Origin of the sequence: Pseudoalteromonas caenipelagi (assembly GCF_013140855.1) — a bacterium.
Taxonomy (GTDB): domain Bacteria; phylum Pseudomonadota; class Gammaproteobacteria; order Enterobacterales; family Alteromonadaceae; genus Pseudoalteromonas; species Pseudoalteromonas caenipelagi.
In genome coordinates, this window is the sequence record NZ_JABBPG010000006.1 from 251,238 (window position 1) to 263,999 (window position 12,762).

11 protein-coding genes are annotated in these 12,762 nt (G+C 43.9%); 4 read left to right on the forward strand and 7 right to left on the reverse strand.

Annotated features, from left to right (window positions below):
- The first annotated feature begins 3 nt into the window (after nucleotides 1-3).
- The 3 genes from HG263_RS15210 (at nucleotide 4) to hemN (ending at nucleotide 5,317) form a co-directional block, all read left to right on the forward strand.
- A complete protein-coding gene (locus HG263_RS15210) occupies nucleotides 4-1,542 on the forward strand; it encodes a phosphoenolpyruvate carboxykinase (RefSeq protein WP_171626935.1) in 1,539 nt (512 codons plus the stop codon).
- A gap of 254 nt (nucleotides 1,543-1,796) precedes the next feature.
- Nucleotides 1,797-3,827 carry a methyl-accepting chemotaxis protein gene (locus HG263_RS15215; RefSeq protein ID WP_171626936.1) on the forward strand — a complete coding sequence of 677 codons (2,031 nt, stop codon included), beginning with the start codon at nucleotides 1,797-1,799 and terminating at the stop codon, nucleotides 3,825-3,827.
- 119 nt (nucleotides 3,828-3,946) lie between these two features.
- Nucleotides 3,947-5,317: an oxygen-independent coproporphyrinogen III oxidase gene (gene hemN / locus HG263_RS15220; RefSeq protein ID WP_171626977.1), complete on the forward strand. Its 1,371-nt coding sequence runs from the start codon at nucleotides 3,947-3,949 to the stop codon at nucleotides 5,315-5,317.
- A gap of 134 nt (nucleotides 5,318-5,451) precedes the next feature.
- On the opposite strand, the gene HG263_RS15225 is transcribed toward hemN, so the two are convergent.
- Nucleotides 5,452-5,904 carry a tellurite resistance TerB family protein gene (locus HG263_RS15225; RefSeq protein WP_171626937.1) on the reverse strand — a complete coding sequence of 151 codons (453 nt, stop codon included), beginning with the start codon at nucleotides 5,902-5,904 and terminating at the stop codon, nucleotides 5,452-5,454.
- A gap of 63 nt (nucleotides 5,905-5,967) precedes the next feature.
- Here HG263_RS15225 and HG263_RS15230 point away from each other — a divergent pair, with 63 nt between their 5' ends.
- Nucleotides 5,968-6,345, forward strand: a complete 378-nt coding sequence (locus HG263_RS15230; protein WP_246239979.1) for a hypothetical protein — start codon at nucleotides 5,968-5,970, stop codon at nucleotides 6,343-6,345.
- Nucleotides 6,346-6,581: 236 nt separating this feature from the next.
- Here HG263_RS15230 and HG263_RS15235 read toward each other — a convergent pair whose 3' ends face one another.
- The 6 genes from HG263_RS15235 to leuA all read right to left on the reverse strand — a co-directional run bounded on the left by HG263_RS15235 (nucleotide 6,582) and on the right by leuA (nucleotide 12,515).
- Nucleotides 6,582-6,998: a globin family protein gene (locus HG263_RS15235; protein WP_171626938.1), complete on the reverse strand. Its 417-nt coding sequence runs from the start codon at nucleotides 6,996-6,998 to the stop codon at nucleotides 6,582-6,584.
- A gap of 138 nt (nucleotides 6,999-7,136) precedes the next feature.
- On the reverse strand, nucleotides 7,137-7,730 hold the full coding sequence (locus tag HG263_RS15240) for a hypothetical protein (RefSeq protein ID WP_171626939.1): 594 nt from the start codon (nucleotides 7,728-7,730) through the stop codon (nucleotides 7,137-7,139).
- 109 nt (nucleotides 7,731-7,839) lie between these two features.
- Nucleotides 7,840-8,439, reverse strand: a complete 600-nt coding sequence (leuD, locus tag HG263_RS15245) for a 3-isopropylmalate dehydratase small subunit (protein WP_171626940.1) — start codon at nucleotides 8,437-8,439, stop codon at nucleotides 7,840-7,842.
- A complete protein-coding gene (gene leuC, locus HG263_RS15250; protein ID WP_171626941.1) occupies nucleotides 8,439-9,839 on the reverse strand; it encodes a 3-isopropylmalate dehydratase large subunit in 1,401 nt (466 codons plus the stop codon). The genes leuD and leuC overlap by 1 nt, the downstream gene beginning before the upstream one ends.
- Before the next feature lie 55 nt (nucleotides 9,840-9,894).
- Nucleotides 9,895-10,971: a 3-isopropylmalate dehydrogenase gene (gene leuB / locus HG263_RS15255; protein ID WP_171626942.1), complete on the reverse strand. Its 1,077-nt coding sequence runs from the start codon at nucleotides 10,969-10,971 to the stop codon at nucleotides 9,895-9,897.
- A complete protein-coding gene (leuA, locus tag HG263_RS15260; protein WP_171626943.1) occupies nucleotides 10,968-12,515 on the reverse strand; it encodes a 2-isopropylmalate synthase in 1,548 nt (515 codons plus the stop codon). Before leuA ends, leuB begins: the two co-directional genes overlap by 4 nt.
- Nucleotides 12,516-12,762: the final 247 nt, after the last annotated feature.

Below are 12,762 nucleotides of genomic sequence, written 5' to 3' on the forward strand. Positions count from 1 at the left end.
AACATGACTTCAAGCGCTACTCGTTTTGTCGATTTAACTGCAGCCGAACTTGTCGAACACGCCATTAGCCGTGGCGAAGGCACTTTAGCCGCAAATGGAGCTTTCGTTGCAAAAACTGGCCGTCGTACAGGCCGTTCACCTAGTGACCGTTTTATCGTAAAAGAGCCAAGCACTGAAAATGACATCCAATGGGGTAATGTAAACCGTCCATTCGATGCCGAAAAATTTAATGCATTATGGGCTCGTGTTGAAGCACACGTACAAAGTAAAGACCACTTCGTCTCTCACCTTGAAGTGGGCGCAGATCCTGAACACTACTTACCAGTAGTGGTTACTACAGAAACTGCATGGCACCATATTTTTGCAAAAAACATGTTTATTGAACCTGTTCATTACAACGCCTCAGACTTACCTCAGTGGCAAGTGATGAATGTACCTTCATTTGTTTGCGACCCAGAGCGTGATGGCACCAACAGCGATGGTACTGTGATCATCAATTTTGCTGAGCGAAAAGTGCTACTTGCGGGTATGCATTACGCAGGCGAAATGAAAAAATCAATGTTCTCGGTACAGAACTTCTTATTACCAGCCAAAGGCGTATTACCTATGCACTGTAGTGCAAACGTAGGTGAAGCGGGTGATACAGCATTATTTTTCGGTTTATCTGGCACTGGTAAAACAACACTTTCAGCAGATCCAACACGTTTCTTAATCGGTGATGACGAACACGGCTGGGCACCTGGCAGCGTATTTAACATTGAAGGTGGTTGTTACGCTAAATGTATCGACCTGTCACAAAAGAATGAGCCTGTGATCTGGAATGCCATTAAATTTGGCACCATCTTAGAAAACGTTGTGTTAGATGAAAACCGCGTACCTGACTTTAAAGATACGAGCTTAACGCAAAATACCCGTGCAGCTTACCCATTAGAGCACGTTGAAAAGCGCAAACTAGAAAACCGTGCTGGCGAACCTAAAGCAGTTGTATTTTTAACATGCGATGTAAGTGGCGTGTTACCACCGGTTTCTATTCTTTCAGAAGAAGCGGCAGCATATCACTTCCTAAGCGGTTACACAGCTAAAGTTGGTTCAACTGAAATTGGTTCAACGTCTGACATTGAGTCAACATTCTCAACGTGTTTTGGCGCGCCTTTCTTCCCTCGCCCAGCAGGTGTATATGCAGAGCTTCTAATGAAGCGTGTACGCGAGTTTGGTGCAAAAGTATACCTAGTGAACACAGGTTGGACTGGCGGACCTTACGGTATTGGTAAGCGTTTTGATATCCCAACTACACGTGCTGTTGTTGATGCAATTGTATCAGGTAAGCTGGTTAACGTTGAAACAACACACATTGAGTCGTTAAACTTAGATGTACCTGTATCAGTTCCTGGTGTCGATAGCGAGCTTCTTAACCCAATTAATACTTGGGAAGACAAGGCTAAATATGCTGAATACGCAGCAAAACTGGCTGCCGACTTCCAAGAGAACTTTGCTAAGTATGATGTCTCAGATGCCATCAAACAGGCAGGTCCGCGCGGCTAATTAACCCGCTCGGTAAACCAATTCCTTTATCAAAAGCGCCCCTCGTTGGGCGTTTTTTTGTGCCCCTTGTCACATCCCAAGTAAGAACATCAACCTAAATGTGTGCCACATAACTACGACATAAAGCGTATTACGATGAAAAAAATACAATTTTCGACCATACTTGTTTAACATCGCTTGGCGCAAACGGTAGCAAAGCTGGGATAGATATGGTTTGATTACCTCTTGCGCATTACCAAGAAAAAGAACAGACCATGCTTGAAAATTTATCTTTGAGAAAAAAAATCCTCCTACTCATAGGTGGCACGATTTCCGTGCTCCTGATCATAGCCTCTAGCTATTTCGTCAATCATATTGCGTCATTATCGCGACAGGGTGTCGAGAGAGAAGCGCAAAGCTATATACTGAGTGAAAAGTTATCGATGGAGTCATTTTTCGCTCAATATGGTAAATTGGTAAAATCCTTTATTACCAGCCCACATATGATTGAGTTTTTTGAGCGATACGATACCAGAGAAGCCGACTTATCCACTTTAGATGGTTATGACAACATTAATAAAGACTTCAATCGTATTAGCAGCAATGACGAAAACGTGTTGTCGGCATTTTTTGGTTCAGCTAAAACCGGCGAATATTTTAAAGAAAATGAACGCACATCGAAGTTTGCCGATGGACAACCCTACTACACCTATAAACGTGGTTGGTGGCAAGACGCCCTAAGCAAAAACGGGCTGTATGTCGGCACACCAACCGTCGATATCAATACTGGGGCAGTATCCGCCGTTGTGCAGCAACCTGTACACAACAGCCGTGGTGAACTGGTTGGTATTGGTGGTGTCGATTTACAAATTAACCGCATCAGCGCCATGGTTGAAGATATTCGCTTTCATGGTCAAGGCTATGGCTTTTTGCTCGACAGTAATCTAAAAGTTGTTCACCTTTCCAAACAAACAGGTCATGACCTATCTATCACAGATGAAGGTCCAAATGGCAAAGAAGGTTTAGAAGCTTTAGAAGGTCGCTTTGCAAACACGCAAGGGTTTACCGCGCTCAACCAAAAGATTAAGACTAATCAGTCTGGAACAGCTAAAGTCACCCTTAAAGGTAAAGAATACTACGTCGTTTTTAATAGGGTTAAGTTAGACACGCCCATTCTAGATTGGCATGTGGGTATTTTAATTCCAACAAGCCTAATTGAAGAGCCTGTTGAGCAAGCCGTTATGACAACGGTCAGTTCGGTTATCGTTATCCTTGGTATTGTTGTTGCGATGATTTGGTGGGCGACACATATGATTGCAAAACCAATTACCAAACTCACCTATATTATGCGGGATATTGCCTCGGGTGATGGCGACTTGACTCAGCGCATAGACATCAATAGCCATGACGAAGTGGGCCAACTGGCGCACCATATGAACACCTTTATTGATAAGCTGCGCGCAATGATGCTCGATACCGCCGCACAAGCTTCACAACTAGGTAATGCCTCTGCGCAATTAAGCGACGTCTCCTCCAATACTAATCATGAAATTCAGCAAGAAAAAGAACAGGTCGATAGCGTTAGCGCCGCTGTGACAGAAATGGCCGCTACGGTCACCGAGATCTCACGCAACGCACAAGAAACCAACCAAGCAGCAGAAACCGTACAGCGTATGACGCAAGATGGTGCAGCGCGTTCAAACCAAGCACAGCAAGTGATGGTTGAACTATCTGTACATATCGGCGAAGCCGCTAAAGTTGTTTCTGGCCTTGAACAAGAGACCAGTAACATAGGCGCGGTCATTGATGTGATCAACGGCATTGCAGAGCAAACTAATTTGCTGGCACTTAATGCCGCAATTGAGGCTGCTCGTGCGGGTGAACAAGGCAGAGGGTTTGCGGTGGTTGCAGACGAAGTTCGCTCATTGGCAAGCAGGACGCAAGAGTCTACCGATGACATTCGTAATATGATCTCTCGCTTACAGCAGATAGCCCAGCAAGCATCCACCATGATGCAACAAGGGCAAGAACAAGCGCAAAGTACCGTTGAACAAACCCAAGGCGTATTAGATTCTCTTAAAGAAATTGCAGAGTCAGTGGTGACGGTACAAGATCAAAGCCACCAAATTGCCACATCGACAGAAGAGCAAACGGTGGTTGCTGAAGATATTAACAATAGCCTCAACACCATCAATGACTTGGTTAATAGCACGGCACATCATGCCCAAACTCTGGCAAGTGAAGCACGTGACTTAAACGATCTTGCCAAAGCTCTCAATGGTACCGTGAATCAATTTAAACTCTAACAACCGGTGAGCCACATGTCTGTGGCTCACCTCTTTTTGCCCTAGATCAATACCGCAGTTGATGAAGATCGATACACTATCGCAATCAAAATTGTAAGCAGACTGTGCGAGTGCGTATCGTGATTAATTTACCTACATGGGATGATTCCCTAATCAAAAAATATAATGTCTCGGGCCCGAGATATACTTCTTACCCTACCGCTTTATCTTTAGCACCAGGATATGATGATACTGCGTTGCGAACTGCCATTGGAGCCTCTGATAGTGACGTACTTTCACTTTACGTCCATATCCCATTTTGCCATCAACTTTGCTATTACTGCGGTTGTAACAAAATCGTCACTCGTCACCAGCACAAGGCTGATACTTATTTAGATAATCTAGAGTTAGAAATACAATCTAAAGCACCTTTATTTAAACATTACACGGTAGAGCAACTTCACTTAGGTGGAGGAACGCCAACGTTCTTAACCACCGAGCAAATGACGCGTCTAATCACCATGCTAGAGCGACATTTTAAATTTAATAATCAAGCGCAACGCAGCATAGAAATAGATCCAAGATCGCTGGCAGATAACATGTTGGCGCACTTACACGTACTAGGCTTTAATCGTGTTTCATTTGGTGTGCAAGATTTTAATGACCAAGTACAAGAAGCGGTTAATCGACCACAACATATGGATGATGTGATTGCCCTACTTAAGCACGCACGAGAATTAGGGTTTAAGTCTATCAATGCTGATATGATCTATGGCCTGCCTCATCAGACACCTGATAGCTTTGCGCAAAGTATTGAACAGCTCATCGCACTGAGTCCTGATAGAGTGTCGGTATTCAACTACGCACACCTCCCTGATAAATTTGCGGCGCAGCGTAAACTCAAAGAAGCAGACATGCCGACGCCACAGCAAAAGCTCACCATGTTCAAAAATACCTTGCAACAAATGAGTCAAGCTGGATATCAATTTATTGGTATGGACCACTTTGCGAAAAAACAAGATGAATTAGCCATTGCTCAGCAGCATGGACAATTACACCGTAACTTCCAAGGTTATACAACTCATGGAGACTGTGATTTACTGGGGCTAGGCGTGTCTTCAATCTCGCAAATTGGTAATGCTATTTTACAAAACGAAAAAGAGTTAAAAACCTATTATGACGCCGTCAATCAACACGGCTTTGCCATTAGCAAAGGCATGCAACTCAATGCAGAAGATCTGTTACGAGCACAGGTGATCAAGCAACTAATTTGCCATTTCGAATTAGATATCACCGAATTTGAGGCACACTATAATATCGAGTTTAAAAGCCACTTTGCTGACGCTTTAAGTGCACTCACCCCTTTGGCCCAAGATGGGTTAGTTGAGATATCAGACAACAAGATAGAAGTGACAAGCAGAGGGAACCTGTTTATTCGCATCATCTGCATGTGTTTTGATGAATATTTACAACAACAACTTAAAACGGCGCGTTTTTCACGTGTTATTTAATAGCTCGATCACATGACATGAAAACACCACGGTATACCCTTACTCCAAAGTGGTATTTAATATTTTTCATCGCCTATGCCTTGCCTTAAATAGCCCTCAAAAGAGGGCTTAGCAATAATGAATGATTGATATTATTACTTAGCAGCAGATTCTTGTGCAGCAAGTTTTGCACTAATAAAATCAGGGTGTGCAACGTAAAGCAACCCTGATATTTTGCGAATTATATGATCTTCATGACTATCTAAATGCCCATCAGCAAACGCGACATGCCACAGCAGCTCAATAATATCGATTCTTTCAATGTCAGAGGTATGTTGATTGATTTGCTTCACAAATGCAAAAAGGTCAATGGCGTGCTCTACTAGTTTTTGCGCTTTATCAATCAGTGCTGTCGTTTGCTCTGCGCTAAGTTGGCAACGCTGCGTTAAAATGTGACTAATTTTGTCAAACTCACTATCTAACAGCTTGCCATCGGCACGCATCACTTCAACCAATAAAGCTGCCAATGCGGTATTAAAATCTAAAACTTCATGTCCAACCGTTTTGGGGGTGTTACTTTGCAATAGCTTTTTCAGGTGATTTAACAAGTAAACTTCTCCATTGTGTTAAACTAATAACTTATGAAATACTTTTCGTGCCAAGGAGTTTATATGCACAACGTATATCAAGGTAGAGCCAACTTTAGAAAGTACCTAAAGCAGTTCCTGATGATTCTTCCCCTCGTCGCTGCAAATTTTGCATCTGCCGAAGATGTAAAGTCCGAAAAACTCTATGACTTTGATCACAAGGTGCACTACGAACAAACTAAGTATAATAATGAGCATTACTTATTAAAGATAAAATCTGACAGTTACGAGCATTTTTTGCAACAAAGTGTGTTCTTACTCCGCCACAGTGCTAGATTATGCCAAGCGCGTACCCCCCAGCTCACCATACTCAAAGGTGTACAGCGCTATGAAAAGCTGCCAACAACACCTAGACCCTATCAAAGCGACTTACAGGTTGATCTCAAATGTATTAGCCAATAAGCAATACAACCGTAAGTGTTTAATTTGGATCGATTTTAGTTAATCTCAGCTGCGGCTAAGGGTTTTTATGGCTCACAATGGAGACATTGTAACCTTTTCAATATCAAATGATGATATTTCGCTCAATATCAAGGCATTTTCGCGAAGTAATAGCGTGCTATTACAAGTGAAAATAACGAAGAGAGTGTGCGAAATAGCTTTATTGGGCAAATTCGCCTATGTGCAGCTGAGGTTAGTTACTTTGCAAATGCGTGCGCCTTCATCACATCCGCCACGATATGAATTGTGTCGACCCATGCTTGGCGCAGCTCATCATTCCACTGCTCCCCTAGTCCCACTTTTAGTGTATGTAGTAAAGCATTTCCAACCGGAGTAAAATCTTTCGCTTTCACACCATATCCCACGTGACGCTCAGCGAGACTTTGCAAAACAGGAACGAGTTTATCCAAATCATCTAGCCCCGCCACAGCAAGCTTTAGTGTTGCCATTAACTTTTGCCCTTGACTCTTGATGCTATTTTTAAACAATGGCCTTAATGCAGGGTCGTACTCAAATAACGTGCTGTAAAAAATTTCAGCGGCTTGCTCTGCGATCGGTTCAACTTTAGCAAAACTTTGTTGTACCAGCTGCTTTTGTCGCTCTGTTATCGCCATAACGGTTCCTTTTTTAAGCGCCGATAATAGTCGGCTTTTTAATGACCTATTAAAAATAGCCAGCAAAATACGTTAATGCGAATTATAGTGCTGTTGGGCTTTGAATAAATTCCTATCTTAATTCAAAGCACCAACCATCTAGTCTTTATATCCCCAAGGTGCTGCAGGTGTTTTAATTGGCTGAGTAAGATCAAAATCTACTCGAAATTCTCTGCCTTCTCGTACCATACGGTAGCTAAACGACTCATCGTAAATAAACATCTGCCAAGTGTTACCCATTGACTGTGGGATCCCTTGGCGGACAAAAAGCTCTTTTGAATACTGATCGGCAGGAAATGATTGTACATTGGCAAACCCAGCATCAAGAGTATGACCACCGTACATGGTTGACGCATCATCGCTGCCATCTTCATGGCGATGATCATGTTTTAAACTTAAACCACTCCCTGTTTTGGTAATGATCCAAGTACGTGAGGCATCATCACCAACATGAAAAGGTACCTGAAGTTGGCGCTCATCACATCGGCGAACATGCATAATAAGTTTTTTACCTGCAAATGAACTAGGACCCGGTGCATTATCAACAACAACTTCCCCTTCAAAAGCTTTACCACAGTGCGCAGCAATCTGATTAAAAAATGCATCGTGTGTTGGAATAGACACCAAAGGCGCTGGACGTGCCAATGCAAGCGAACTGAAAAGCGCTAAAGCGCTCAATGCGGTAAATTTCATAGACGGTGTTCCTAACAGCCAGAGACAAAAAACCAAAGGGTAATCGACCCTTTGGTTTGTTGCAATTATTTAGGCTAAAGCGCTTTTCCAGCCAGTGCCATCAATAAAGCTACTGCCAAGGACGTTGGGATTTCAAATGCTGCTCAAAGTCACTGATCTTATCGTTTAACTGCTCTGTTTCACCAATAAAATCTAAACCACTTAATAGACGCGCTTTAATATCAGCGCGCACATCAAAATCAATAGCATCGAAATACTGACTTCTTAACTGCTGATTAGCCAAGTCCACTTCAACATGAATATCGCTATGCTGCTGGGTCAATTGAAACAACTGTTCAAGCACTTCAGCTGGTAAAGCAATGCACAGCATTTGGTTGTTACCACAATTGTTAAAAAAGATATCAGCAAAGCTTTGTGCCAAAATCACACTAAAGCCATATTGCTTAAGTGCCCATGGCGCATGTTCACGTGAAGAACCACAGCCAAAATTGTCACGCGTCAATAATATAGAAGCTCCTTGGTAACACGCTTCATTAAGCACAAAGTCAGGGTTCTGTGAGCCATCTTCCAGATAGCGCCAATCATAAAATAACGCCTTATCAAATCCATCTCTGCTGGTTGATGTTAAAAACTGCTTAGGGATGATTTGGTCGGTATCCACATTGTTTTTATCTAATGGTGCCAACAACCCTTGATGATAACAACTCATTAGACTTCTCCTCGAATATCAGTAAAGTGACCTGCAATTGCCGCAGCCGCTGCCATTGCAGGGCTAACAAGGTGGGTACGACCACCGCGACCTTGACGACCTTCAAAATTGCGATTTGACGTTGAAGCACAGCGCTTACCCGCGCCGAGACGGTCATCATTCATCGCCAAACACATCGAACAACCTGGCTCACGCCATTCAAACCCTGCCGCTTTAAAAACATCAGCAAGTCCTTCTTGTTCTGCTTGTTGTTTTACTAGGCCAGAGCCTGGCACAATTAACGCTTCGACCCCTTTTGCAACTTGCTTACCTTTAACAATATCAGCAGCAGCACGTAAGTCCTCAATACGACTGTTAGTACACGACCCAATAAACACGGTGTCTACCTTCGCATCTGACAACTTTTGTCCAGCCTGCAGACCCATGTATTGTAGGGCGCTGCGAATAGCTTGTGCTTTAATCAGATTAGGCTCTTGCTCTGGGTCTGGCACCAACTCATCAATGCCTATCACTTGTTCGGGGCTCGTGCCCCACGTCACTTGTGGTTGGATATCTTGGGCATCAAGCTCTACCACACTATCAAACTGAGCACCCTCATCTGAGCAAAGTGTCTGCCAATAGGCAACAGCCGCATCAAAGTCATCCCCTTTAGGTGCAAAAGGGCGCCCTTTTAAATATGCATAAGTCGTTTTGTCAGGTGCAATAAGCCCCGCTTTTGCGCCCATTTCAATACTCATATTGCACAAGGTCATACGCGCTTCCATCGACAATGCTTCAATCGCCGAGCCACAGAACTCAGCAACATAACCTGTACCACCCGCCGTGCCCAACTTTCCTATTACCGCCATGATCAAGTCTTTTGCAGTTACAGTTGGGCGCAATAAACCATTGACCTGAATTTTTAATGATTTGGCCTTTTTTTGCTGCAATGTTTGCGTTGCCAATACATGTTCAACTTCTGACGTGCCAATACCATGCGCCAACGCGCCAAATGCGCCATGGGTCGAGGTATGGCTATCGCCACATACAATGGTTGCACCCGGTAAAGTGATCCCTTGCTCAGGGCCCATTACATGAACAATGCCTTGATTAATGGAGTTTAAGTCGTAAAGCACAATCCCAAACTCTTCACAGTTCTTAGCAAGCGCCATTAGCTGGTTTTTTGATACCTCACTGGCTGCATCCAATGAACGGCTTTTGGTTGATACATTGTGATCCATTGTCGCAAAGGTTTTTTCTGGGCATCTCACTGCACGGTTTTTTTCTCTTAAACCAGAAAATGCCTGCGGCGACGTTACTTCGTGTACTAAGTGCCTATCAATGTATAGTAAATCGGTTTGTTCATTAATTTTTGCAACCACATGAGATTGCCAAATTTTATCGTATAAGGTTTGTGCCACTTGCTACATCCTCAGCTAAAACAGCAGCCTGACGGAAGACTGCTATCAAAATAGGTTAAATTCTCGCTACAATCGCTTGTGCGACATCTTGTGTGGTATAGCCCGCTTGTGGGAAGATATCAGGTGTACCCACCCCTGCGGCTACTGCTTCTGCGACTGCCTTTTCGATACTTCGAGCAGCTTCATCTTGGCCAAGCGAATATCGCAGCATCAACGCAGCACTTAGAATTTGTGCAATTGGGTTAGCAATACCTTTACCAGCAATATCAGGTGCAGATCCCCCTGCAGGCTCATATAAACCAAACCCAGATTGATTCAAACTGGCCGATGGAAGTAGACCCATAGAGCCCGTGATCATGGCGCATTCATCAGATAAAATATCACCAAACAAATTATCACATAACAGCACATCAAACTGCTGAGGCTGCTTAACTAGCTGCATCGCTGCATTGTCTACATAGATATAGTCAAGCTTAACCTCTGGATAATCTTTACTAACTTCAGTAACCACTTCTCGCCAAAGTACACTTGATGCCAATACGTTTGCTTTATCTACTGATGTCACATGATTGTGACGTAATTTGGCCGCTTCAAAAGCAAAGCGCGCGATGCGCTGTATCTCATGACGAGAATATCGCTGAGTATCAAAAGCCGATTCATCTTGCCCTGCGCCCTCTCTGCCTTTTTCACCGAAATAAATGCCTCCTGTCAGCTCTCGAACACATAAAATATCAAAGCCTTGTTCACTGATGTCGGCACGAAGTGGCGACGCCGCGCTTAGTGCAGGTAGCAGTTGCGCAGGGCGCAAGTTACAAAACAACCCAAAGTGCTTGCGAAGTGGTAACAAAGAAGCCCGTTCCGGTTGTTGTTCTGGCGGTAGGTTTTCCCATTTTGGACCACCTACCGAGCCAAATAAAATAGCATCGGCAGCTTCACAAGCTGCAAGCGTTGAGGCGGGGAGTGCTTGGCCATACTCATCTATGGCTGCGCCACCAATGGCATATTCTGCACGTGTTATTTTAAAATTGAACTTGTCACTTACAGCGTCTAACACATTCAGTGCCGCCGCCATCACTTCAGGGCCAATGCCATCTCCGGGAAGTACGGCTACTTGGTAACTTGCTTGGCTCATCCTGCTTTCCTTTGTTGTTTTAAACTTGAGACTTTTTGTGCTCTATCGATAAGATTGTAAACGCGGATCATCGCCCGCACAGACGCTTCAACAATGTCGGCGGCAAGGCCTGCGCCGTGATATTGTCGACCGTTATATTTTGCGATAATGTCAACTTGGCCAAGAGAGCTGGCACCTTGTCCCGTTGCATCTAAATTGTATTCAATAACTTCCACCGCCATGCCGGTAATTCGTTCAAGCGCCAAAAATGACGCTTCAACCGGACCATTACCCGTGGCGGCTTCTTGTTTTGACTGCTCACCGACTGTCATACCAATGGTCGAGCTGGCTACCGATTGAGAATTTGAGGTAGAGTTAACAAACTCTAATTTATAATGGTCATCTTCATCGTTGATTTGGTTAAAGTAAATCATCGCTTCAAGGTCATAATCGTACACGGTGCCTTTTTGGTCAGCCAACGCTAAGAAACTCTCATACAGCTTATCCATATCATAATCAGACTTTTGGTAGCCAAGTTCCATTAAACGGTGTTCGATAACATGGCGGCCAGAGCGTGAAGTCATATTCAATTGGTTATTTGGCACACCAACACTTTCAGGAGACATGATCTCGTAGGTGTTTTGTGCTTTAAGCACGCCATCTTGGTGAATACCTGAACTGTGTGCAAAGGCATTTTCACCCACAATAGCCTTGTTCGGTTGCACCGCCATGTTGCATATTTTGGCCACTTGGCGAGACGCACGATAAATTTCTTCACTATGGATATCTGTATGTACTTTTAAGTGGTCCTGGCGCATTTTCATGATCATCGCCACTTCTTCTAACGAACAGTTGCCCGCTCGTTCACCTATGCCGTTGATAGTGCACTCGATTTGCCTTGCCCCTGCTTGTACGGCTGCAATCGAGTTAGCCACAGCCAAGCCTAAATCGTTATGACAATGCACACTCAGACGTGCTTTATCAATATTAGGCACATTGTTCATCAAATGATGGATCATCGCCGCATATTCGTCTGGCGTGACATAGCCAACAGTATCAGGCAAGTTAATAGTAGAAGCACCTGCGTTTATCGCCGCCTCTACGATGCGGCACAGATCAGCATGGGGTGTACGTCCTGCATCTTCACATGAAAACTCAACGTCATCTGTGTAATTTCGCGCAAGCTTTATTGACTTAACAGCCATGGCCGTTGCATCATCCAAACTCATACGTAGCTTATGCTCTAGGTGCAGCGGGCTCGTTGCAATAAAGGTATGAATGCGACTTTGCAGTGCTGGTTTTAGCGCTTCACCACACGCCTCAATATCTTTACTCACCGCTCGGGCTAAACCACAAATAATCGGGTTTCTGACTTCAGTTGCAATTCGCTGTACCGCTCTAAAGTCTGCTGGACTAGACACAGGAAATCCAACTTCCATTACGTCAACATTTAGGCGGCTAATTGCATGAGCTAACTGAACTTTATCGTTTTCTGTCAGGCTGGCTTTTAGCGCTTGCTCACCATCACGCAATGTCGTATCAAAAATCCACACTTTATCCTGCATAACTTATTCCTCATCCCCAAAAATAAAAAAACCCCGCTAGTGCGGGGTTAAAGTAGTAGCTCTATTTACGCGCACTACACCCCACTGAAACAATTAATCAGTAAGAGGTTAAGCAGTAGTGACAAAAGCGTGATGTTTTTCATAGAGCAAAATTGTCCTGTTGATGGATTGGCTATGTTGTAACATGGGTTACAAAGCAAGATCAAGCATAAAAAAACCCCAGCAAAGAATAAAACCTCACCCTAAA